Here is a 23,486-nt window from a genome sequence, read left to right on the forward strand (position 1 = left end):
CGCCGCCTCGCGGAGGGCGAATCGGTCACCGCCAAGGACAGTGATCTAGCTCGTACCGTGTATGCACTCCGGGACAGGGGACTGGTTTCGACCCCACGGAGAGACGGGGTCTGGATCGCCGAGGTAACCGAGGCAGGACGCTTCTACCTCGAGCATGGCTACTACGAGGGCGCTGCGGCTCTGACATCTCCCCCCGTGAGTTCCAAGGGAGGAAGACGAACTGCCGATCTAAGGTTGCCATCACCTCACGCTTTGGCGGCTGAACTGATCAGGCGCTTGCAGGACGAAGGGGGGACGCTGCATGTCCGTGACCCGGACGAGGCCACCAGGGCGCTTCATCGACGGGCCTTGGACGCGGCCAAGCGCCAAGGATTGATCCCTGAAGGCTTCCGCCTCCTACATACCGGTCGCGACCGCGGGGATCTCATCCTCCGGCTGGAGGATGCCGCCCATCCCGACGAGACGGACTGGAATCGCATCCGATTGAGTGCCCGCGACCTGATCACCGACCCTCACGAGCTTGCGGACTGGCTTAGGGAAGATCGTCGTTCGATCGACGTCACCGACGCGACGATCGGCCGCGCGCTGGAAGTGGTACGCGCCTTAGCAGAGGACCTGTTGAAGCGGGGCCATTGCATCGGCATATCCAGGCGGGGCAAACCACGCGGCCTCCAAGCGCACGCGCGTGGGCACCAGTACGCGCTGAACATCAAGGAGGAACTCGACCGCGTTCCTCACGTGTACACCGACGAGGAACTCCGGAGCCGAAAGCTCTACACCTGGCAACGGGTCACGCCCGAGTGCGACGAGGTCCCTTCGGGCCGGCTCAGGCTCGAGCTGGGGGAGGGGCGCGGTCTGCAGTGCTGGGCGGACGATAAGCGTTCACGTCTGGAGGACAAGATACGAGCGGCCGTCAAGGAGATTGAGCGGCGCGCTGAGGCTGACCAGCAGGCGCGCCTGGCGCGAGAGAAGGCTGAGCGGGAACGCGCTGAGAAGTGGCGACGCCAGGAGGAGGAACGGCACCGACGGGAGGCGGAGCGGCAAGCAGCGCGCGATAAGGAACGTGCGCAGGCTGCGGACCAGGCAAGGGAGGAGCATAGGCGGCGAGTCTTCGGCCAGGCGCTGGAGGGATGGGCCTGCGCCGCGGAGATCCGCGAATTCTGTCTGGGGCTGGAAGCACTTGCGGCGATTCTGCCTGCACAGGAGGCAACGATTGCGCAGTGGGTGACGTGGGCGCGAGCACAGGCAGATCACATGGATCCCCTGCACACGCCGAGCGTGCTGACCGAGGCGAACTTCGACATCGAACCGACGCCGGAGGCCCTGCACCGCTACCTACGGGAGGAGAGTCGAGGCGAACGAGAATCACGACCAGAAGAACCCGTCGGCGTCAGGTACGACGATCTCTATCCATCAGCATGGCGATGGGGACGCCCAGGTCGCTCTCAATGGTGGCGGCGGTAGCCGCGGCCCCGCGCTTGCGTAATGCCTCGACCGCCCGGTCCAGGAGCTTGCCAAGCCGCACAACTTCGTTGCGCAAGGCGATCAGCTCATCGAACCGCCCAACGGCTTCCTGCCCGCACCACTGCCGCACCAAGGCGTGCACAGGTTCGCGCTCGCGCAGCCGTACGTTGCGTTCCTCGCGGGCGTCCTCCCAGGATGGCCGGTAGGGGTACCCGTAGAGGATCTCCGAACGCAGTTCTGCTTCTTCCCGGTGGATCGCTTCTATGATCCCTTCGGAGAATGTCGTAGCGATCGTCGGCATCAGCCGCCGTGCTGCTCGCCAAGGGCTGATCAGCGTCCCATGGCGATCACGAAAGGCGAGAGGGTCGTCGGCTAGTTCTTCGACGGTGAGTCCCAGGCGATCAGCTACCCCAGCAGGCTTGTCGATCCGCAGGACCCCCGTCTCGGTCTTGCTTCGTCCGAGGATCACCCGTCGGCCAAGCCCGCAGGCCTTCACGACGAGCAACGCGGCTTCGTACTCCACCGTGTCGCCGGCAGCGGACGATACTTCTCTGACGGCCAAAAGGCGCCGCTCGTCGTTGAGCCGCGGTTCGATGTCGGTCCAGCGGTCGAGCAGAGAGGTGTAGGAGACCCATTCCTGTAGCCCGGCGTCGTCGCCGTCCAGCCGGCGGATCCTGATTGAGTCGTCGCTATCCCGAATCTTCACGATCGTGACGCGGTGCACGGGATCGGCCAGTGCCCTCGGCCGCTCGCGATAAGCCCACTCTTCCCCAATCTCCATGACTGACATTAACCCGGAGTTTGTGACCGTGTGGATACTTCACGTGACATTCGCCAGATGGGCGCGCTGAGCTGTGATCCTCCGTGCGTACCTGTTCATGGTCTGGGATCAACCGTGCGTAGCAGGCTGAGTAGTCCTTCGATGGTCCCGTACTGATCATGAGAGAGCGGATCCGGGGTGAAGTGCATCAGGTCGTTGCGGATCTCTCGGACTTCGTCCAGGTGCGCAAGGAAGAGTTGGTGATCGAGCTGCCACTGCAGAAGAGACCAACGTTGTGGGTCCTTGAGAAGGAAGATGTAGTCACCGAAGGTGAGATCGGCGGCTCGGTGCACCTTTGATTTGCGGTGTGGTTGTACGGCGTCTCTGAGGTCGTCCACGGTGAAGACCTCGTCGGTGACCCGCCGGAGCCTGTTCTCGGCTTCTTCGATGAGGACGAAGGGACGGGCGAGGCTCCCGAACTGGCCGGTGAGGTCGGCGGCGGTGAGGATACCTGTAACGTGCAGGCGATCGGCGTCGCGCACGAAGATGAAGCCGTCGGCGTAGATGGCCTCGATCTGATCGAGTAGAAGCGCGTCATGGTCTACGACCCGGGCCGAGACAGTAGCGGCTTGGAGGGAAGGCTGGTTTGCAGCGATGTGAGCGCGGCCGATGGACTCCCAGCTGATCGCTCCGTGGTAGGTGCCGTCGGAGTCGATCACAGCGATCTGGGAGAACCGGCGTTGCACCATCAGAGTTTTGGCGTAGGTCAGGGTGGCCGTGCTGGGTACGGAGACTAGCGGCGTGGGCAGGCTGCCCAGGCGCAGGCTCATATGCTCGGGTTCTGAGACGTCCTCGGTGTTGGTGGTGTCGTCGACGGTGGTGGCGCCTGAGCCGGGTTCGGTGCCGAGGGGAATGAGGGCGATCTCGTCGCTGACCGTGCCTTCGGTGAAGGGCGGGCGGGTGGTCAGTCCTTTGTTGGCCAGATCGGCTTTGATGGTGGCGATGACGGGGCCGGTACGTCGCCGTTGACCCCAGTGCTCCAGCAGACTGCGGATGGTCATCTGGCGTGGACTGGCGGGGTCGCGAGAGGCCGCGTCTTCGAGGAGTTCGTCTGCGCTGGTGACTTCTTCCTCGCCTGCCAAGCCGGGATCGACGCCGGTGTCGGCGATGTCGGCGATCCGGCTGGCGGCGTTGTTGCGCGTCAGTCCGCAGACGGTGAGCAACGAGCTCAGGCTGGCGCGCAGGTCGGGTCGGATGGCTGTTAAGGGCACGTCCCAGCGGAGCCAGTCGACCGTGCGCACCTGTTGGAAGTCTTCCGGCTCGTGCGCTCGGTACTCATAAGAGCCGGTGACTTTGCCGATGGCGATGTGGCCGGCGGGCGATTTCAGGGGCATGACCACCAGGTCTCCGGCACGGATCTCGGTGGTGAATCGCCAGAGTTGCCCAGTCCAGTTGGAGATAACGTTTAGAGCCGCCGTGGGGAATGCCAGGCGTAGAGCCTGGGCCAGCTGTTCTCGATTCGGGTAGCGGCTGAGGTCTCCGGCCTCATGCCAGCCTACGATGACCAGCCCTTCGCGCAGCGCCCGCGCTTCGCGTTGCCCTTCCCGGCCACCGCGAATCATCCACGCGCGTGGCTCGGCAACCAGTCGGACGTCTTCGCACATACATTGCCCTTTCTAGACCAGAACATTCGGAACCTGTCATACGGATGACGATGAAACAAGGGGGAAGGCGGATCATCCTGAATTGTTAGCTTTGGTTGCTCAACGGACGAGCAGCCGCTTGAGAGCCGGCGCGATAATCGCAGGCCGAGCCCGAAAGCATCCGCAGTAGCGCTCCTGGAAGCCTGTTTGTCATCGATAATTAGCCTCGAATTTGAGGTCTCATCGCCACGCTCATCGAAACTGCTTTCCGATGTCCCATCCTGAGCGATTCTCACTCGCTCACTTGTTCCTCTTCGTCGGGGTTGGAAGCTACGAGTCGCCAGCTGGCCAGTCGCTTGGGGGAGTCATGCCATGCCATGCCGCTCTGGCGAGGGAGCCCAGGGTGCGATTCTCCGCGGTCACCAGCTTCGCCCGCTCATGGAGCGGTCCGGCAAGGCGCCCGAACGACTCTCGCACCGCTTGATCAGGCCATCGGACAGGTGCCTGCTCAAAGATCCCCCTGCTAAGCTCACGCGCCTGCCTGCCCTGGGCCGTCAGCACGAGCTCAGAAGCCCTGGTCCGCAGATCGTGCAGGAGCCACATGCGATCAGACTCGTAGAACGGACTGACAGCGAGCATGCCGCGGCTGGGAATCACTGGAACAAGGGTCTCGACAGTCTGTACTCCGCCGGGTGTCGAGGCGACCAAGAGGGTTCCCGGCTGAACGATGTGCTCCGGTGACGCAGCGATCATGCGAGCGACCTGGTCCAGGTGGGGGGAGGTGCTCTGCAGGACCTCAGCCGATGTAACCCAGCCCACTGCTGGTGAGTGGTCATCTCGTGTCGGGCGGGCCAAGCCGGTGCTCACTTTCGCCACGTCGGCAAGGGTCGCTCGATCCCAGCTGAGATCCGTAGCGAGTATGTCGGCGAAGTAGGCGTCGGCCAGCTTCACCGCTCCCTCCGCGATCTGCTCGTTGACGGCCTTCTTCTCGTCGATGACGCGCAGCAGGTCATGAATCCGGCTGCGGTCGGCCGTGGGCGGCATGGGTACGGGGAGATCTCTAAGCGCTGCCACGCTGAGCGAAGCCCGAGCCGTACCCGCGGAATGTTCGAGGCACCAGGCTCGTGCGGCAGGACTCCTCAGCCAAAAGGACACCCACGAGCCGATGCCGTCGTGGCGTCCCTGTTCGGTGCAGGTGACGACGCCAACAGAGCGAGCCGCATTCCAGTCGTGTTCTCCCGGTGTGACGACGGCTGCATCGCCGACCCGGCCGACCAGGACGATCGCAACGTCCCCGACATGGAGCCACGACCGGGTGCACGCCGCGTGTTCCTTCTGACTGATGAAGGCGGGCTGGTGAACCCGGATGCGCCCGTCGCTGATGTGCCCCGCCTGCAACAGCGGAACTTCGCCCTTCAGGTTCGGCCCGGCCCGGTCGACGCCGTAGGTGATCGAGGCAACCCCCGGCAGAGCGCCGAGTCGGTACCAGACGCATCCCTGCTCGTCCACGACTCTTCTGTCCATGTCGGCTTCCGCTCAGCCCTTCTCCAGAAGTTCGCGTAGCTGCCGTTCGAGCTGGGTGGCCTGGTCGAAATGCCCGTACAACTCACGCGTGAGCGTCTCGATCTCCGTGGATTGAGGCTGGGATGCGATGGCCTTGACGTAGCGGGTCGGCAGCAGGTCATGGTTCCGGGCGGCTATCTCCTCCAGCGTGACGGAACGGCACCAGCCCGCCTGGTCCTCATAGGCCTCGGCACTGATTCCACGCCAGGCCGACACCGTACGATGGATCCGATCCGCTCCGGCCCGGGACAGCATGTGCTGCCGGCCAGCGAAGCGTTCGGCCGTACGACCGGCATCGATGAACAAGACGTGTTCCTGGCGAGGATTACGCCCCCAATGCGGGCTCGCGCTCTTGTCCTTGCTCAGTAGCCAGACACACGCGGCTGTCTTGGTGTGTCGAAAGATCTTGCCGGGCAGCGCCACGATCGCGGCCACCACGTCGTCCTCCAGTAACCGCTGACGGATCAACCGCTCACCGACACGTGAGCCGGTCGCCGCGCCGGCGGCGAGCAACACGCCTGCTCGTCCCGTAGCGTTGAGTGTCTCCAGGATGCGCTGCAGCCAGGCGAAATTGGCGTTCCCCTTGGGCGGGGGGCCATAGGCCCACCGGTGGTTACGGAGCTTGTCGTTGTAGTCCCAGTTGGACATGTTGAACGGCGGATTGGCGAGCACTACGTCGAACGAGGAGGGCGTGAGGCCGCTATGCAAGGTGTCCACAGGGCCGACGCCGATCTCCGCATCGAGGCCGTGCAGGACCAAACGCATCGTGGCAATGTGGCGGGCTTCGTTATTGACGTCCAGACCATACAGCGCAGGCTGGTGTCCTGCGGCGGGCCCTGCCATTACATGCTGCGCCGCTGCGAGGAGGGATCCTCCCGATCCACACACCGGATCGAGAATCCGATCCGTTTCCAGCGGCGCGAGCATACTTGCCATGAGCTCGGTGATCGCGCGGGCTGTGTAGTACTCGCCGCGTACCCCATGCCGAGTGGAAAACCGCTCCAAACAGTCCTCGAACAGGTCATGAGATTCATCCACGGAATCCAGCGCCAAAACGAGCGCCCCCAACTGCCGGTCCGCCGCAGGGGACGGGCTGAGCGAGACGATGTCCTCCGTCGAGCGGGAACGTCCCTGCAGGTTCTCTTCCGGTAGCCGTACCTCCGAAAGCAGTTGAGCCAGCGGCTGTCCCGCACCTTGGCCGACTGCACGGGCAACCAGAGTCTCCCACGTCGGCCAGGACGAAGCCGGGTCCGCCTCCTGCAGCGTCCTCAAGCCGTGCAGGAAGAACACACGCAGCGCCAGATGGTACGCGATCAACGGGGAGACGAGCCCGGCCAGCCCGTCGACCGCGTCCCACACCTTGGCCAGCCGGTGGCCCTCGGCCACAGCAGCCCGCGCGCCGCTCACACGACCCCCAGTGCGTTCGCCACGATCAGCCCCAGCGTCATCGTGGTGGCGAACGCTACGGCTCCGCCCTGGATCGCCGCGGGAACCCGGTCACCACCGATGCTCCGCAGGATACCGGCGGCCAGCGCCACGATGATCGAGAACAGTCCGATCACGATCACAACCCAGACCTTGTCGTCCACCCGAACCCGTCTCCTTCGAACGATGTCGAGGGCTATGAAGCTAGAGACGTAGCCGTATGGCGAGCAACAGCACGCCGTTTGGGAATTCCGACGCGTTACTGGGGAAGGCCGCGCCGAGTGGTTCTACAAGTGAGTTCTGCACCAAGTTCGAACGAGTTCCGGTGTCAGTTGGCGCTCTTTGAGGTTCATGGTCATGAGCGAGTTCAGGTACCGCCGAGGGTCCTCGCAGGGCTTCAAACGGCAGCGACACAGGGTGATGCCCTTACGACCTCGCTATCTGACGCTCGGACACGAGGAGCATCTCGGCGACGTCGCCGCGAGCACGGCATGAACGTCGACCTTGACGTGATCCGCGCGTGGTGGTTGCGCAGGGTCCAGGGTTGGAGTCCCTGGCAGCGCACAAAGTCAGTGCAGGCAGGATCTCGTTGCTGGAGATCGGGCCTGCACTGTGCTGGAGCCGGGTGGGGCCATGCTGAGGCGAGCCGGGGCGGGATAGGCATAGGCATACAAGGATGGCGGCGCGTCGATGACGAGGGGTCCTTGGCCGACTCACGCGGCCACGATCACGGTCACGGCTGCCTATGGGTCCGGCGCCGCCGGGAGCGCTTCGGGCGGCAGGCGCACGCTCAACAGCGTAGTTTCCGTTTTGTATCTTGATGGATTCTGGTGGGGCGGTCACAGTGAGTGGGTGCTGGTCATCGACCGGAGGTGCACGTGGCCCGAGTCCCCAAGCTCGACACCAGAGCCACCGCGTACGCGATCGTAGCTAGGTTCGGCCGGACGGTGGCGGAGAAACGGGGGCTGGGCGGCGCGGAGGAGGACCAGTTCCGTGGGCCGTTGGAGACCCTGTTGCGCGACCTTGGCGCGTTGATCGGTGTCGAGGCGATCCCCTACGGCGAGGTGCGGTTGAAGCATCTACGGGCGCGACCGGACTACGCGGTGAACATCGGACAGGTCCGCGTCGGTTATGTTGAGTTGAAGAGACCGGGCAAGGGGGTGCCAGGTGCGCCCGAGTGGCGCCCCGACAAGCGGGATCTCGAGCAGTGGGGCAAGCTCTCCGCGCTCCCCAATGTGGTGTACTCGGACGGGGTCACCTGGGCGCAGTACTCGTTCGGCGAGCGGATCTCACCGATTGTCAGGTTGGCGAACACCGTCGCGGAGTTGCGGCGTCCGGCGGCGTCGGCTGTCGCCGAACTGGTAGGCATCGTCCGGCGGTTCATGCTCTGGGAGCCGGAGTCTCCTCGGACGCTCGGCTCCCTCGTGAAGATTATCGGCGGGTTGTGTGGCCTGCTGAAGGACGAGGTGTACGCCGCAATCACCGACCCGTTGAAGAAGCGCTCCCAGATGCGGCTGGCATTGTTGGCCGACGACTGGCGGAAGCTGCTGTTCCCTGGGCTCGACCATGAGCGCTTCGCCGACGCCTTCGCCCAGACCGTCACGTTTGCGCTGCTACTGGCCCGCTCGGATGGTATCGACCTGGTCGGTGAGCCCTACCAGGAGATTGCTCGGAAGCTGGGCAAACGGCACTTGTTGATGGGGCAGGCGTTTGCGGTGCTCACCAGCGGGGCTGACGACGAGCTCAACACCATCGAGACCCTCCGCCGTGTGATCAGCGTTGCCGACCTGGAGACGCTCGACGTCAGCCCTGCGGACGCCTACGCCTACCTCTACGAACGTTTCCTCGCCAGCTACGACCCCGCCCTCCGCAAGGAGACCGGCTCCTACTACACGCCAGTCGGCGTCGCCCGCGATCTTGTCCGGTTTGTGGACGAGGTGCTTCGTGAGCATCTTGGTAAGGAGTGGGGGTTCGCCGACGACAACGTGGTGGTCGTCGACCCGGCGATGGGAACCGGCACCTTCTTGGTCGAGGTCATCGGCTGTGTCGCGGACCGGGTCGCCGACAAGCTCGGGGTCGGGTCCCGGGAGGATTACGTCAACGACCTGGTCACCGACCGGCTGATCGGGTTCGAGATCCAGGTTGCCCCATACGCGGTGGCTGAGCTGCGTATCCATGGATCGTTCCAGAGCCGGTTCGCGGTGGAGACTCCAACTGAGGCTCTGCGGTTTCTCACCGACGCGTTAGCCGACCCGAACCATGTGCAGCCAACGCTGGGCGCACCATACCGGGTGATGGAGGAGGCGCGGGACAAGGCGAACGACATCAAGCGCAGAGTCCCCGTGATGGTGGTGATCGGAAACCCTCCGCATGTGGAGAACGCAAAGGGTCGGGCCGAATGGATCGAACGCCAGCGCAGAGGAATGCCCCAGCTCGGGACCCGGGTTGATCGCCCCTCGCTTGACGAGTTCCGAGCCGACGGCCTGGGTCGCTATGAATCGGATCTGCATGGAATGCCGTGGTATTTCCTGCGTTGGGCAGCCTGGAAGGTGTTCGAAGCCGAACACCGCATGCCGGAAGGCGTGGTGGCGTAAGCAATCAGAAGGATCTGTGACGCTGCGTGATACGAGCTGATCAGGCGTCGAGTGCGACGGGCGGCATCCACAGGTTGCCGGTGAAGGCGCGGTGGATCGCGTCGAAGGCCGACAGGCCGTGCTTGCGGGCACTGTCGAGGTAGGAGCGGACGGTCAGCCAGGCGGCGGCACTCGCCTCGGACTGATGGCAGCCCGAGATCTTCACCTGGGTCTTCACCGGCCGCAGCGCCCGCTCCGCGGTGTTGTTCGTGAACGGCACCCAGCCGGGGAAATCGGCGAAACGCAGCACATCAGCGGCCCGTCGCTGGAGACGTTCCAGCAGGTTACGGGCCGGGGACTGCTTGCGTCCGGGCGCGCGGGGATGCAACGACAGTCCGACGAGGATGCCGTGGTGGAAGGACTTCAGGTAGATCTCGGCCCGCTCGGGCGGAATCTCGATCAGCCCGTCCGCCCGCGCTTTGGCAGCCTGCTTGTTCAACGCGGCCAGCGCCCAGCGGATCTGCTCGGGCCACCGCTGGCCGGGATGGTCTTCGGCCACTGCCGTCAAGTCTCTGACCAGGTGTGATCCGCAAAGTTGATGCCGGGCGCCGGGGTAGCCGTTGTAGAGCCATAGCGCGTCGTGGACCAGCACGCCCCGGAACTCGGGCAGAACCCCGAGGGCGTTGGCCCCGTCGCGGGAGCGATCGCCCAGCCCGAGCAGGGTCAGCGTGGTCGTGCAGGCCACGTGCAACCAGCGGCGTGTCGACCCGATCCGGGTGGTGGTCTCATCGACATGCAGGACATGGGTGAGTGTCAACAGCGCGCGGATCAGCTTGACGCTGCCGGCGACCAAGGTGGCGGCCTCGGCCAGAATCGAACTCACCCAGCCGGGCGACACTCGCGCTCCGGTGACGTCGGCGATCAACTGCGCGCAGCGCTCCACCGGAATGTGCTGGAAGACCAGCAGGTAAGCGGCCAGTGCGCGGAGATTCGGCCCGTACGACGACGGCGATCCCGCCACCTGCTCGGGCAGAACCGCCGTGGTCACCCGGCCGCAGCCGCCACACCGGCACCGATGCGCGCGATACTCGGTCACCGTCACGGTGACCAGGGGAATGTCACGGACCTGACGCCGCGCGAAGCCGACGCTGTCGGCCGCCGACAACGTCTTTCCGCAACCGCCACACGCGTCCGGGACATGCTCTTCGACCTGGTCCGGCGTCTCGACCATGGCCAGGCCCGCGCCGGGCGCGCCCGGCTGGCGGCCCCGCTTCTTCCCACTCTTGACCGGCGGTTTCTTCTCCGGCCGGACGAAGGTGTCGCTGGACGGCGGTAACGAGGAGTTCCCCGAGTTGCGGCCCAGCCTGCGCTCCAACTCGGCGACACGCGCGGTCAGCCGGTCGACCGTCTCCTCCAGCCGTGCGATCGTCTCGCGTTGGGCCTCGATCGTGGCCATCTGTCGGACCACCAGCGCCGCGAGCTCGTCATATGACGGGCGGCGATCCAGGGTCTTCGACACACGAAGATCATCCCATTGCAGGGACCCCGCTCACGCCATCATGATCTTGATCTGCTGAATGCTTACGTGGTGGCGTTCATCGTCCCCTCCAGTGTGATCAAGGGCGCTGCTTTCAGGGGGCTGCGCCAATACCTGCGACGCACATGTGACCTGGGATGGATCATCGAGCTCACTCCGGAAGGAAACCGTCCCCCGATCGCGACCCGGCTCCTCGGGCCCGACGTCGGGCGCCAACTCAGCATTCTGATCTTCGCCAGGACGGCGCATTCGGCCCCGGAAAGCCCGGCGATGGTCCGCTATCTGGAGTTACATGGAACGCGCGAAGAAAAGACGACCGCGCTAGCGCATTTGACGACGACAGGATCGCACTGGCACAGCTGCGGCACCGGATGGCAGGACTCCTTCCTCCCTGCCGCCGACCCGCAATGGGCGGAGTTCTCCTTGCTCGGTGACCTGATGCCATGGCGGTCGAGGGGCATCACCCCCGGACGCACATGGGTTTATGCGCCCAGCGCGGAAGTTCTGCGAACCCGATGGCGGACGTTCCTTGCCGCCTCGACTGAGGAGCGCCGCGATCTCTTCCGTGAAAAGGAGAATCGCACGCTGCAAAGTGAAGTCGATGCGCTGCCGGGTTTTCCGCCAGTCCCATGCTCGCTGGCAGAGGAGATAGGACCGTGTCATGAGCCGATCCAGGTCGCCTACCGCTCGTTCGACCGGCAGTGGCTCATACCCGACAACCGACTGCTCGCCCGTGCGCGTCCGCCACTCTGGCAGGTTCGCTCCGACCACCAGATCTACGTTTCCGAGCAGGACGCACACGAGATCGCCGACGGCCCAGCGCTGGTCTTCTCCGGGCTCATTCCCGACCTGCATCACTTCAACGGCTGGGGCGGCGGCGGCGTGCGTCCTCTCTGGCACGATGACCAGGGCAGTGTCCCCAATATGACCCGGGACATGCTCGAACATCTCCGCATTCGGCTGGGTATTCCCGTCAGCGCAGACGACGTGCTCGCATACATCGCGGCGATCACCGCGCACCCCGAATACACCCGTCGATTCCGGAAGCATCTTCGGCAACCAGGCGTACGTGTCCCGCTCACCGCGGATTCGATGTTGTGGACTCGTGCGGTAACGATCGGACGTGAGATCCTCTGGCTCCATACCTACGGAACTCGCTACGTCGATCCCGTTGCAGGACGGGGACACTCAGAGCGTGCCCTTGTCGAACGGTTCGGTGTTAGGTGCCTGGCCGCCGTCAGGGCACTTCCTGAGCGGCTCGCCGAGCACCTCGACTACGACCCCAGAGCACAAACACTCACCGTGGGCAGTGGAACATTCGCCCCCGTACGTCAAGAGGTCATCGACTACACGGTTTCCGGCCGGCGCATCCTGTGGCGGTGGTTGAACGACCGGACAAGCCAGCCGCGAAATAAGCGTCGGACATCCAGCCTCGACGACATCACGCAGGCCTCATGGAACCGTGAGTTGACACTCGAATTCCTAGCGCTCCTGTCCGTTCTTACCGGATGTGTCCTGATGCACCCCGAGCAGGACCAGGTACTGACCGACGTGTGCAGGGGGCCGCTGATCGGCCAAGCCGACCTTGCCGCCGCTGGCGTGCTCCCAGTCCCGGAATCAGCGAAGAAGCCACCGAAGCCGACACGGGCCGGGACGCTTCCTCTCCCCGACAGCTGATCTTAATCAGCGGGCCCGGGTTCGATTCTCTGGCTGCGTACCGGCTCTGTTCAGGCCCGATCCCCGTCTGCGGAATCGGGCCTGAACTGTGCTAGCGCCGAGGCGAGGCCTGCCTGGGGCGGGTGATACGGACGGTGGCGCGGCGGGGATGAAGCAGGCCAGGTTGCCCGGCGTTGGGGCCGGACGAGTCGGTGGCGGTTGCTGCCGGGAACTGCCCGCCCGGCGCTCAGCGGTGGGAGGACGAATTTCGACACTCCGCAGGGATGCGAAATATCGCCCGAACGACGTCATGTCCTCCTGATTCGCCCGTCATTACAGATGAGGAGGAGGGCAAGATGGATGAGCCAGTGGTGTACAAGCGGTGTGGTTGCTCAGCTCAGGACAGGGCGTGCCCCGATCTGGCTGACGAAGGTCACGGTTCGTGGTACTTCTCGATCCAAGTACTGGGTCCGAACGGACGCAAGGGACGGGTGCGGCGGGGCGGCTTCCACAGCGCAGAACACGCCATGCACGCTGCCCGCGAACTCGCCGCCGCGGACGTCCTCGGTGCGGTGAGTGCAGCGTGCACCATGGCGCAGTGGCTGCGCCACTGGCTGACCACCCTCCAGCCCATTCGCGAGCGCACGAGGCAGGGTTACGCCGATCATGTGCGGATCCACCTGATCCCCGGCTTGGGCCGGATCCTGCTGGCGGAACTTGGCCCAGTAGATCTGCGACGCTTCTTCGCGGGCCTGGCTCAGAGGCGCAATCGGTACGGCAAGGTGCTGTCGCCGTCCACCGTGCAGCGGGTCCACGCCACCTTGCGGGCGGCACTCAACGAAGCGATCCGCGAAGGTCTGATCGACACGAACCCGGCACGCCGGTTGCGTCTGCCGCGCACCCGGCGTCCCCATGCCCAGGTCTGGACTCGGAGCCGGCAGGCCACGGGGCAGCGTCCAGCGGTGGCAGTGTGGACGACCGAGCACCTGACGGAGTTCTTGGACTATGTCCGCGCGGACACGTTGTATCCGTTGTGGTGGCTGGCCGCGTTGCGCGGCCTGCGCCGCGGTGAGCTCGCCGGGCTGCGGTGGGCGGACATCAGCCTGGAGACCCGTGAACTGACCGTTGTCCAGCAGCTCATCCACATCAACGGCCAGCTGCGAGTCGTCCCGCCCAAGAGCGAGGCGAGCCAGCGCACGATCGCCTTGGATACCGAAGCGGTCCGTCTCCTACGCCGCCATCAGCAACGCCAGCACTTGCAGGGCCTCGACACTGCCGGCTGGGTGTTCACCCGCGCCGACGGCCAGCCGATACGCCCGGACTACCTGACCTACCGGTTCCGGTACTTGGTGGCAGCCAGCGGCCTGCCGCCAGTACGGCTGCACGACCTACGACACGGCGCCGCCAGCACAGCATTGGCAGCGCATGTGGATCTGCGTACAGTTCAGGGTCAACTCGGGCACGCCAGTATCGTGCTGACCTCCGACACCTACACCTCCGTCCTTCCCGAACTCCATCACGAGGCGGCGGAAGCCACGGCACGCCTGGTACTCACCACAGCACGAAGAACAGGTCACCGACTACGAAAGCGGACGCTGCAGCTCCAACGTCGCCCCTCGAACCGGCCGCCACGCTGAGCGCAATGCCAGAAAAGTCTCGTGCTGTCTGTTTGGCCCAGACGTGACCCAGCTATGACCCACCTCTTGATTCTTTGATCAGGAGGTGAGTGAACCTGCAGGTCAGACTGGTAGGGCGCCCGGGGCTCGAACCCGGAACCTACGGATTAAAAGCGCCAGCGCTATGAGCGAGTTTTGGCACCGGACACGCGGCCAATTAGTCGGCGTCGACGCCTATCGCCTCGCTAACGTGGGCGAAACCAGCTTGCCGGACGAGCAGCGCCAGCCCATCGGTGATCCTCTGCGGCCAGAGCGGACCGCCGTAGACAAAGCCCGTGTACGCCTGTACCAACGTTGCGCCAGCACGGATCCGACACCAGGCGTCTTCAGCAGTCTCGACGCCGCCCACCGAGATGAGAACGATCTGATCGCCGGCCCGGCTGCGCAGGCGGCGCAGGACCTCAAGCGAACGCCGCTTGAGCGGTCGTCCCGACAGGCCACCAGCGCCGATCTTCTTGACACTGTGCGAATCGCTGACTAGCCCGCCCCTTGAGACCGTGGTGTTTACAGCGATGATTCCGTCGAGGCCGGTGTCGAGCGCCAGATCAGCCAACTCGTCGATGTCTTCGTCTCTAAGATCCGGTGAGATCTTCACCAATAGCGGTATCCGCCGACCTGCACGGCGGTCGAGGGCGCCGCGGACGCCAACGATCAGCGGCCGCAGGCGCTCAACGGCCTGGAGGTCCCGCAGACCTGGAGTATTCGGCGAACTGACATTGACGCTGACGTAGTTCGCGACGTCGGCCACATACTGGGCGCATACGATGTAGTCAGCAAGCGCCTCGGCGTTGGCGACGGCCGTTGTCTTGCCGATGTTCACACCGACCACCGGCTCGCATCGCTGACGTGCCCGCAGTCGGGCCGCGGCGGCCGATGCGCCGTCGTTGCTAGTGCCGATCCGGTTGACGAGGGCGCGGTCGCGGGCAAGGTGGAACACGCGCGGTTTGCGGTTGCCGGGCTGGGGAAAAGCGGTCACCGTACCCACCTCGATGAAGCCGAACCCCAGAGCGGCGAGCGCGTCGACCGCCTGCGCTTGCTTGTCGAAGCCGGCGGCGAGCCCGATCGGACTTGGAAAATGCATGCCAAGTGCCTCGACCGCGAGCACGGCGTCGGGCTTGGCCAGCAGGCGCCGAAGCATCCTCGAGACCCCCGGAACTGCTACGCTGAATCGGAGGACATATAGAGCCATCAGGTGCGCGGCTTCGGCCGGGAGATGTCGCAACAAATGCCCGAATAGCAAATGATACATGGGCTCTCAATTCGATCCATTTTCGGTCATCGCGATCACTAGTCCACCTCTCTGCCTGGATGGGTACGCGATCACATGATCGATGGTTGTGGAGGTCAGGTTCTACGATCGGTTTGCAACACCGGTTCCGACACAGCAAGGTCGAAACGGGATGAGAAGAACATCATCTGCTGCTTTCGTGGCCAGGGGGTTTGATGGTCATCTACATTAACTATGCGGTGACCGTGCCCTGGGAGGCATTCACTGCGGAAATCCGATCAAAAGTACGGTTCCATCCAATCCTGGTGATCCGCGGACTACCCGGCGAGGGTGGAGCCCACACCCTGGCTCGGTTGGCCAAATCGCTAGGTCGGGTGGACAGTACCGACGTGACAGCGCCAGATGAAGGGAACCGTCTCGTGCACGCCGTCCAGGCGCGTGACGAGCCGATCCGCGACGATCATGGGTTTCCGATCCTCTCCACAACGAACGCTGACTTTCCTTGCCACACCGATGACTACTTCGAAGCAAATCCAAGCGATCTGGTCATCCTCCAATGCGTTCACCAGGCGAGCGCAGGGGGCGACTCATTGGCGGCGACGGTCGACGACATCATCGCGCACTTGGACAGCGCTACGCTAGATCTCCTGGCCAGGCCACTATTTCCCAGTCACTTCGGACTGGTTCCCATTCTCCAGGAGCATGCCACCGAATGGCGCATTCGATACAATCGGGTTGAAATCGAACGTTCCGCCCAACGTCTAACGGTACCCGTGCAACTGGAATGCGTCGGTGCGCTGGACCGACTCGATCGCGCGATCGAGCAGGTAAAGACACGAATTGCGCTGACGCCCGGCGATTGCCTGATCCTCGACAACCATAGAGTCGTGCACGGACGTACAGCCTTCGAGCGGGGTAGCAAGCGACTATTTAGAAGAGTAAAGGTCTACACATGAAAGGCGGTCGCTGGGTCGCCACCGAAGCTGTCATAGCGGCCTCGTCGATGAGTATCGGATGGCTCATTCCGGATGGGTTGAGTCTGGCAGCCCAGCTCTTGGGCCAGCCTCCTCTAGTCGTCACCCCAGTTGTTCGGCTTCTGTCCGCAATGGTTACATTCATGTTTGCGGTCAGCCTTCAGTTGATGTTGTTCATGCGTTCCCAGATCCGCGCCTTGCAGGCAGGGATTCCAGAGACCGTGGCGACCGCTCTCGGCCAGGCCACGGGACCAGCCCTGGACAGCTCGCTGCTGCGCGTACTGCTGGACAATCTCAACGGCAGTCAGGCCAGTCTGCCCGGCACGTACGCACTGCTGAGATCGGTAACCGGCGTCCTTACACGCGGCCATGTGCACCTGCGAGACGCCTACGCGATGGTGATTGAACGCGCCTTGACAGGCGCGGAGCGCGAGATCGAGAAACTCGAAAGCGGCGGACTAGAAGCGGATATTCTCGATCACCTGGAAGTTACACAGCGACTGTGTGAAGGTGCGCAAACCTACCTCCAGATTCAGCGGCGAGCCTTCATGGTGCCCGAGGAGTGGACGCAGGAATGGATGAGATTCCTGACCAGTCTGCCAGCCCGGGGTGCGACATGCGAGTACATCGTGCTACTCGACCGGACCACACTCATCCAGGAGCGGGCCCGACTGGAGAGCATGAACCGGTACTTGACCCGGTCGGGATGGTCGTTTAAGTACTGCGACTTGCGCGACGTTAGCGACTCATTCGGCGGTGTTCTGCCCACCGAGTGGAACACTGAGGTAATCGACGAACGAGTCATCAAACTGCATGAGATGCCTCGCGGGCAGTACCACGGTGGCGCAAGACTTCGCATGCTGGTGTACGTGTTCGGGCAGAAGGCGGACATGCAACGCTACATCCAGTGTGTCCGCCGATCCGCCCGCCGCTTCACCCCCGCTCTCTTCACCAGCGGAACCCCATGAACAGACCGCCAGCACGCGCGGCGATCGAGGTGATGCGCGGCTACTACGACGCGATCGCGGGTTCCCGCAGCATGTTCGCCTTCCTCAGCCCGGTTCGGCTCCACGGATGGGTCGCCGACGCGGCTGCGTGGGCAGGCCAAGCTGCGCACGTTGCCGAAATCGGTGTGGGCCAGGGTGAACTTGCCGCTCGTGCCGTCGCGCAATCACAGGGGATTCAGACATACGATGCAATCGACATCTCTGCGGCCATGTTGGAAGCTACACGACAGCGGATGTCTCCGTTGCGGATTTCCACGACGGTTCGGTTCCATCAACTCGACATCGCCGACACAGCCGCTTGCCGCACGCTCGGACTTGACAGGTTCACGCGGATGATGGCTATCAACGTGATCCAGGATGTCGATGCCATCAGCGCCCTGGCCAACATCCGCCGGATGCTTCAACCAGGCGGACTACTTCGTGCGACCGTCATACGACGAGAGACTCAGGACCGGTTCTGGCTGGATGACGACGCCTACGATTCCACCACCGGTCAGCTGTACACATCGTCCACAATGCATGACCTGCTTGGATTGCCTCCTCTGGGGCTGCGCCACAGCGGTCACGCCGAGAAGGCGTTCTACCGGGTGCAGCAGTTCTACACCGAGGTGGAGACCCGCGAGCTATTCAATGCAGCGGGCTTGACAATCGTGAGCATGTCGGTGATCGAGTTCCCGGTGGAGTTCGTGCGGCAACGGTGGTCATCATCACTCCATCGCATCGCGTTAACGAGCAGGCAGGAATCACTGTTGGAGGAGTGGGGCGGCTACCCGGATGCGTATGACGTTGTCGCGATGAGGCCGCGCGTCGGACCGGAACGCGCCACGCCAGTCGGGTGAACCCTGCCTGCCGGCCACCGGCGGCATCGCGCGGGTGTGACCGTTCGATGGAAATGTAGGGCTCCGAATAGCTTGCGGAACAATGTTTCCGCAAGCCGCGATCTGGCCTGGGTGGAAAGAGGCCGACGACCCCTCTCAAGGCCGATGGCGCTCCGACGCGCCGCTCGATCAGGCTCAAGCGGGGCCACCAGGCGCGGCATGGGGTCGAGATCGTGGCGCCGTACTCGCGGTTAACTGACAGCCGGGCTGGCCTGGTGATCTTCTGCGGCTGTCCCGCTCGACATTGGCCGCAGCGCCGGAACCGCGGCGGATCTCGTTCAGCACTTCGATGACCGCACGCACCCCATACAGCGTGCGGCTTGTACTGCGTCAAAATGTAGCCATGGCGGCTCTGATCTGAGGTTTGACGTGGTCCGTCCCTACAGACAAGATCGCGTCTTGTGCTTGTTCGCCTGCTCTATCTGATCATGCTCCGGGTGTTCGGCTGGCTGGTGTTGTTCGGCCGCAGCCAGGCGTCGAAGGACGCGGAAATCATGGTGTTGCGCACGAGGTGGCGGTGCTGCGGCGTCAGGTCGGACGACCGAAGCCAGATTGGGTCGATCGGGCCGTTCTCGCGGCGTGGGCCCGATGGTCGCCGGCGCTGCTGCGTGTTCATCGTCTGGTCACCCCGGCAGCGTTGCTGGCATGGCATCGCCGTCTGCTACGGCGGGCATGGACCTTGCGCCTGCCGAAAATTACATCCGCCCAGGTCATGACTATGTGAGGACTTCGCGTGGTGGCGCGAGCTCCGGCCGCCCAGAAGACGGTACGCGTGCGGCATGATGATCGGCCGTGCTCTTTCGCCTGGCCTACCTCACCGTCACGAACGCGTTCGCCGCGCTGCGGTCGCTGCCCATGGGCGATCGGGGCAAGGACGTGGAGATACTCGCCCTGCGCCACCAGATCACCGTCCTTGAACGCCAACTCGGCGCCGACGCCAGAGTGAGCTTCGCCCTCGAGGACTGGGCCTTTCTCGCCGCTCTCCTGACCGCGCTGACCCGCGAGTTGGTGAAGAGGCGTCCTGTTCTACAACCGGCACCGAGCCCATTAAGCCCTGGCTCAAGCCGCCCCGCTGCGTACTGTCCCGGACCCGATCACGGATCCGACGCGAATCACCTTGCCCGAAAGTCGAACGAACATGTCGATCTAGGCCCTCCGGGCGCGTCCGGGCTGGTGGTGTATATCAACGCCCAGCAGGCTGGGACTGGACTTCATGTCGAATCTCTCTACTGGCGGGTCAGTACGACTCAGATCCGCGGAATCCTTCAGCACGTCCGCAACATCCTGATTGAGCTTGTCGCCGAATTGCTGGCCACAACGCCGGGCGACCAAGACATTCCTTCTGCCGAAGCTGCCGATCAGGCCATCAACGTGTTCCTGCATGGCGGTGAACGTCATAAGGTGAATGTTACGGTGGCTCAGTCCGAGAACGGTGTTGCCACAGCTACGTTTTCTGGACCTGCGGACGAGTCGTGCCCGCCCGGTGGCGCAAGCGCGGCATCATCGTCGGGCTTTCCACCGTGGCCGCAGCCTTACTTGCTGCTGTGACCTGGCTCGGATGGAAGCCCTGGGAATGAGGAGATACCAGCGAACACAGACCCCTGCTCTTACCTCAGCGCGTCTGATTCGGCGGGCGGGGACGGGACGACCGGAACCCGAACCGGTGCACAGCGTCACGTATCGGACTCGCCACCCTTTCGGCCAGGAGTTGGGAGCCCTGCCAATTCGGCAGCGGCACCAGCGGGTAGCCCGCGATCTCACCCTTTGTGCCCACCGCTGCCCATCCCCACGATATTGATCTCGCCTGCACCTGCTAAGCTGTTTTGCTGCCGCTCGACTCGGGTGTCACCCGACTGGTTGGGAATCGGCACCATAGGGCGCGGCCGAGCACAGCTTCTGCCGGAAATCGGCACAAATTACTTTTACATCGTGAGGCGTTGAATGCCGAGCAACCCGGCCGCCACTTCGGCGCGGCAGTTTCATGGTCTGTTCATAGGTATCAACCGCTACCGGTCCAAGTTGGTGCGGCGGCTGGCCTCGGCGGCACGTGACGCGAAGGCGCTGCACGCCGTCTTCTCCGACAACCTTGGCGACACCAACACCACGTTGCTGACGGACCGGGACGCTACTCGCGACGCTGTCGTGGCCGCCCTCCTGGAGCTTCAGACCCGCAGCACGCCCGAGGATGTCGTAGTCATCTCGTTCTCCGGGCACGGCAGTACGACCCACGAGCTGGTCACTCACGACGCCGACCCGGGCAACCTGTCCTCGACGTCGTTGCCGCTTGACCAGTTCACGGAGCTGGTGAGCGCGATCCCGGCCCGGCAGCTGGTTATGGTCCTGGACTGCTGCTTCGCCGGAGGCGCGGGTGCCAAGGTTCTCAACGCCCCGTTGGTGCCGCGTGGCGGCGTGACTGGTTTGCCGGAGTCGACGGATGCACGGCTGGAGCGGATGGCAGGGACCGGGCGGCTGATCCTCGCTGCGGCGACTGGCGAGCAGGAAGCGTGGGAGGACCCGCACCTGGGGCACGGGCTGCTCACGTACCACTTGCTGCGGGCCTTGCTGGGCGCGGCGGCCGGAGATGGCGGGCAGGTTCGCCTCTACGACCTGCTCGCGTTCGTGACTCGTGAGGTCAAGGCGAAGGCATCCGGAACGGTGGCCGCCGAGCAGGATCCGAGCCTGCGGGGTCAGATGGACGGGGAGCTGCGGTGGCCGGTCTTCACCGACACCGGCCCGCTCTACTCGGCGCAGTTCCCGTCGTCCGTGCTCGTTCCGGTCACCCGTGACCTCGCGAGCCTGCGCGGTCACGGTATCCCGCAGGTGGTGCTGGACGCCTGGGCGGCGCGCATCGACGAGCTCAATGACCTTCAGGTCGACACGATTAATCAGGGGCGGCTGCTCTCCGGGGCGAACGTCCTGGTGACGGCTCCTACGTCCTCGGGCAAGACCCTGATCGGGGAACTCGCCGCTATCCGCGCCGCCCAGATGGGCGGTCGGTCGGTGTTCCTGCTGCCGACCCGCGCGCTGGTCAACGAGCAGTACGCGAGGTTCTCGCGCACCTACGGTTCGGCCGGGTTGCAGACCATCCGGGCCACCGGGGAAACCGCCGACGACGTGCCGGCGCTCCTGCAGGGGCAGTTCGACCTGGCCGTGCTGACCTACGAGAAGTTCGCGGGTCTAGCTCTGGGCAACCCGCACTTGCTTAAGCTGCTCTCCGTCATTGTGATCGATGAGGTCCAGACGATCGTCGACCCTGGCCGTGGCGCCTACCTTGAGTTCCTCCTCACTGTGCTGAAGGCGCGCCGTCCCGAAGGTGTCATACCACAGGTCATCGCGCTGTCCGCGGTGCTCGGCGATCTCGGCGGTCTCGACAGCTGGCTCGACGCGAACGTCATCGCCCGGACCGGGCGGCCCATCCCGCTGCTCGAAGGGGTGCTCGGTCCCGATGGGACCTACCGACACGTGGACGCTGACGGTGAGGAGGCATCCGAGCAGCTCATCACGCCGACCGGATGGACGCAGCGCAACCAAGACCTGATCATTCCGCTGGTGCGCAAGCTGGTGGGCCAGGGGCAACAGATCATCATCTTCCGGAGCACTCGGGGATTGACCCGCGGCTGCGCGCGTTATCTTGCGCGGAGCCTCGGCCTGCCCGAGGCGAAGGCGACGCTGGAGAGCCTGGCAGGGGCCGACGCCAGTGCCGTACTGGCGGACCTGCGGCAATGCCTCGCCGGCGGGGTCGCCTTCCACATCTCGGACCTGGCCCGGGACGAAAAGATCGCCATCGAGGACCAGTTCCGTGCCCCGGACAGCGGTATCCGGGTGCTGGTATGTACGACGACTCTGGCCCAGGGCGTCAACCTTCCCGCCGAGACCGTGGTCATCGTGGAGCTGGACCACCCGACCGGGCCGACCCAGACAGCTCCGTATTCGGTCGCCGAGTACAAGAACATCGCCGGACGGGCTGGCCGGCTGGGGCTGACCGACGGGGGCCGCGCCGTCTTGATCGCGGGCGGCGGCATCGACGGCGACCGCCGCTGGCGGGACTACGTGCTCGGCAAGCCCGAGGATCTGCGGTCTCAGCTACTGGACCCGGGGCAGGATGCCGCGACGTTGTTGTTGCGCGTCGTAGCGGCCGCCTCACGGCGGGAGGGTGTGACGGGCCTGAGCGAGGCCGACGTCATCGCGTATCTGTCCAACAGCTTCGCCGCGCACCAACAGCGGCTTGCGGGCGCGCCGGATCCGCTCCCCGCCGCCACCGTGTCCGCCGTCCTGGACGATCTTGTCAGTGCCGGGCTGCTGTCATCCGGCCCGTCCGGGATCGAGCTGACCGAGCTCGGGACCTACGTCTCGCAGAGCGGTCTGCGGGTGTCGTCTGCCGCGCGGGTTGCCCGTGCGCTGCGGGCTGTGCACCCTGCCGCGCTGAATCGCGTCACCATCATCGCCGCGGCCCAGCTGACCGACGAGGTGGCCACTGCTCGTCCTCCAGTCAATGGAAGAGGATGGCAGAAGGAGCAGGCGACCTATGTCGGCGAGTTACAGCGCCACGGCCTTGCTGGCCCTGTGCTTGCAGCTTTGCCCGGTCTGGAACGCAAGACGGCCGCCGAGCGGGCGAAACGGGCGGTGGCCTGCATGATGTGGATGGCCGGCGTTCCGATCGGCCACATTGAGCGGCAGCTCATGGTGCACCTGCCGTCGAAGGACGCCGCCGGCGTCACCCGGGCTTCCGCAGACCGTACGCAAAGCGTCGTCGGCACCGTCATCGATATCGCCCGGTGCCTGCATCCCGATGCCCGTCTTGACGACCTTGCTGGCCTTCTACCGGTCCAGCTCGAATTCGGCATCCCGTCCGAGTTGGTGCCGCTGGCCCAGCGTGCTGGTGCCGCGCTGGACCGGACGGATTACCTGCGGCTCGCCTCCCGGCCGCTCACCGATCCGGCTGCGATCCTCGATGCCGACGATGACGTCCTGCTGTCGTGCCTCAACGGCAACAACAGCAAAATCGCGGCGCTGCGGCAAGCCGCTCGCGCTGCGCTTGACGGCGACGACAGCACCGACTTCGCCGACCTGCTGCCGACCTCCACCGACTAACTCCTCACCGA

Annotated in this window: 17 protein-coding genes; 9 read left to right on the forward strand and 8 right to left on the reverse strand. The window is 64.5% G+C overall.

Annotated elements, in window-relative coordinates; genetic code table 11:
- Positions 1-252: 252 nt before the first annotated feature.
- On the forward strand, positions 253-1,464 hold the full coding sequence (locus V5E28_RS40140) for a hypothetical protein (RefSeq protein WP_336215000.1): 1,212 nt from the start codon (positions 253-255) through the stop codon (positions 1,462-1,464).
- On the opposite strand, the gene V5E28_RS40145 is transcribed toward V5E28_RS40140, so the two are convergent.
- From V5E28_RS40145 to V5E28_RS40165, 5 genes are all read right to left on the reverse strand, one after another.
- Positions 1,391-2,245, reverse strand: coding sequence for a hypothetical protein (locus tag V5E28_RS40145; protein ID WP_336215001.1), 855 nt, complete (start codon positions 2,243-2,245; stop codon positions 1,391-1,393). The two genes, V5E28_RS40140 and V5E28_RS40145, sit on opposite strands and share 74 nt — an antisense overlap.
- Before the next feature lie 95 nt (positions 2,246-2,340).
- Complete coding sequence (locus V5E28_RS40150; RefSeq protein ID WP_336215003.1) at positions 2,341-3,888, reverse strand: CBS domain-containing protein; 1,548 nt, start codon at positions 3,886-3,888, stop codon at positions 2,341-2,343.
- A 309-nt stretch (positions 3,889-4,197) separates the two neighbouring features.
- Positions 4,198-5,376 (reverse strand): hypothetical protein, encoded by a 1,179-nt coding sequence (locus V5E28_RS40155; RefSeq protein ID WP_336215004.1) that lies wholly within the window; start codon positions 5,374-5,376, stop codon positions 4,198-4,200.
- A 27-nt stretch (positions 5,377-5,403) separates the two neighbouring features.
- The gene (locus V5E28_RS40160) at positions 5,404-6,837 is read right to left on the reverse strand and encodes an N-6 DNA methylase (RefSeq protein WP_336215006.1); all 1,434 of its coding nucleotides are present in this window, start codon (positions 6,835-6,837) and stop codon (positions 5,404-5,406) included.
- Entirely contained in the window at positions 6,834-7,019 is a 186-nt protein-coding gene (locus tag V5E28_RS40165; protein ID WP_336215007.1) for a hypothetical protein, read from the reverse strand. Before V5E28_RS40165 ends, V5E28_RS40160 begins: the two co-directional genes overlap by 4 nt.
- A 714-nt stretch (positions 7,020-7,733) precedes the next feature.
- Between V5E28_RS40165 and V5E28_RS40170 the strand changes: the two genes are divergently transcribed.
- Entirely contained in the window at positions 7,734-9,449 is a 1,716-nt protein-coding gene (locus V5E28_RS40170) for an N-6 DNA methylase (RefSeq protein ID WP_336215009.1), read from the forward strand.
- A 40-nt stretch (positions 9,450-9,489) separates the two neighbouring features.
- Here the strand turns inward: V5E28_RS40170 and tnpC are convergent, their stop codons facing one another.
- Positions 9,490-10,947 carry an IS66 family transposase gene (gene tnpC, locus V5E28_RS40175; RefSeq protein ID WP_336215011.1) on the reverse strand — a complete coding sequence of 486 codons (1,458 nt, stop codon included), beginning with the start codon at positions 10,945-10,947 and terminating at the stop codon, positions 9,490-9,492.
- Between the two features lie 69 nt (positions 10,948-11,016).
- Here tnpC and V5E28_RS40180 point away from each other — a divergent pair, with 69 nt between their 5' ends.
- Positions 11,017-12,642, forward strand: coding sequence for a type ISP restriction/modification enzyme (locus tag V5E28_RS40180; RefSeq protein ID WP_336215012.1), 1,626 nt, complete (start codon positions 11,017-11,019; stop codon positions 12,640-12,642).
- 335 nt (positions 12,643-12,977) lie between these two features.
- Positions 12,978-14,258 carry a tyrosine-type recombinase/integrase gene (locus V5E28_RS40185; RefSeq protein WP_336215014.1) on the forward strand — a complete coding sequence of 427 codons (1,281 nt, stop codon included), beginning with the start codon at positions 12,978-12,980 and terminating at the stop codon, positions 14,256-14,258.
- Between the two features lie 196 nt (positions 14,259-14,454).
- Here the strand turns inward: V5E28_RS40185 and V5E28_RS40190 are convergent, their stop codons facing one another.
- Entirely contained in the window at positions 14,455-15,546 is a 1,092-nt protein-coding gene (locus V5E28_RS40190; RefSeq protein ID WP_336215015.1) for a quinone-dependent dihydroorotate dehydrogenase, read from the reverse strand.
- A 194-nt stretch (positions 15,547-15,740) separates the two neighbouring features.
- Between V5E28_RS40190 and V5E28_RS40195 the strand changes: the two genes are divergently transcribed.
- The 3 genes from V5E28_RS40195 to V5E28_RS40205 are packed head-to-tail and all read left to right on the forward strand — an operon-like array spanning position 15,741 to position 18,345.
- Entirely contained in the window at positions 15,741-16,481 is a 741-nt protein-coding gene (locus tag V5E28_RS40195; RefSeq protein WP_336215016.1) for a TauD/TfdA family dioxygenase, read from the forward strand.
- Positions 16,478-17,467 (forward strand): hypothetical protein, encoded by a 990-nt coding sequence (locus V5E28_RS40200; protein WP_336215018.1) that lies wholly within the window; start codon positions 16,478-16,480, stop codon positions 17,465-17,467. The genes V5E28_RS40195 and V5E28_RS40200 overlap by 4 nt, the downstream gene beginning before the upstream one ends.
- Entirely contained in the window at positions 17,464-18,345 is an 882-nt protein-coding gene (locus tag V5E28_RS40205) for a class I SAM-dependent methyltransferase (protein WP_336215019.1), read from the forward strand. Before V5E28_RS40200 ends, V5E28_RS40205 begins: the two co-directional genes overlap by 4 nt.
- Before the next feature lie 457 nt (positions 18,346-18,802).
- Here the strand turns inward: V5E28_RS40205 and V5E28_RS40210 are convergent, their stop codons facing one another.
- The gene (locus tag V5E28_RS40210) at positions 18,803-19,000 is read right to left on the reverse strand and encodes a hypothetical protein (protein ID WP_336215020.1); all 198 of its coding nucleotides are present in this window, start codon (positions 18,998-19,000) and stop codon (positions 18,803-18,805) included.
- A 176-nt stretch (positions 19,001-19,176) separates the two neighbouring features.
- Between V5E28_RS40210 and V5E28_RS40215 the strand changes: the two genes are divergently transcribed.
- On the forward strand, positions 19,177-19,932 hold the full coding sequence (locus V5E28_RS40215) for an AbiTii domain-containing protein (protein ID WP_336215022.1): 756 nt from the start codon (positions 19,177-19,179) through the stop codon (positions 19,930-19,932).
- Positions 19,933-20,325: 393 nt separating this feature from the next.
- Positions 20,326-23,475, forward strand: coding sequence for a DEAD/DEAH box helicase (locus tag V5E28_RS40220; RefSeq protein ID WP_336215024.1), 3,150 nt, complete (start codon positions 20,326-20,328; stop codon positions 23,473-23,475).
- Positions 23,476-23,486 lie beyond the last annotated feature (11 nt).

Source organism: Nonomuraea sp. LPB2021202275-12-8 (genome assembly GCF_037044575.1).
Lineage (GTDB): Bacteria > Actinomycetota > Actinomycetes > Streptosporangiales > Streptosporangiaceae > Nonomuraea.

What these genes read in the sequence shown, in the direction of transcription:
- V5E28_RS40145 (WP_336215001.1), bottom strand. Translation starts at nt 2,245, where the DNA reads ATGGAGATTGGGGAAGAGTGGGCTTATCGCGAGCGGCCGAGGGCACTG.
- V5E28_RS40150 (WP_336215003.1), bottom strand. Translation starts at nt 3,888, where the DNA reads ATGTGCGAAGACGTCCGACTGGTTGCCGAGCCACGCGCGTGGATGATT.
- V5E28_RS40185 (WP_336215014.1), top strand. Translation starts at nt 12,978, where the DNA reads ATGGATGAGCCAGTGGTGTACAAGCGGTGTGGTTGCTCAGCTCAGGAC.
- V5E28_RS40190 (WP_336215015.1), bottom strand. Translation starts at nt 15,546, where the DNA reads ATGTATCATTTGCTATTCGGGCATTTGTTGCGACATCTCCCGGCCGAA.
- V5E28_RS40195 (WP_336215016.1), top strand. Translation starts at nt 15,741, where the DNA reads ATGGTCATCTACATTAACTATGCGGTGACCGTGCCCTGGGAGGCATTC.
- V5E28_RS40200 (WP_336215018.1), top strand. Translation starts at nt 16,478, where the DNA reads ATGAAAGGCGGTCGCTGGGTCGCCACCGAAGCTGTCATAGCGGCCTCG.
- V5E28_RS40205 (WP_336215019.1), top strand. Translation starts at nt 17,464, where the DNA reads ATGAACAGACCGCCAGCACGCGCGGCGATCGAGGTGATGCGCGGCTAC.
- V5E28_RS40210 (WP_336215020.1), bottom strand. Translation starts at nt 19,000, where the DNA reads ATGAACACGCAGCAGCGCCGGCGACCATCGGGCCCACGCCGCGAGAAC.
- V5E28_RS40220 (WP_336215024.1), top strand. Translation starts at nt 20,326, where the DNA reads ATGCCGAGCAACCCGGCCGCCACTTCGGCGCGGCAGTTTCATGGTCTG.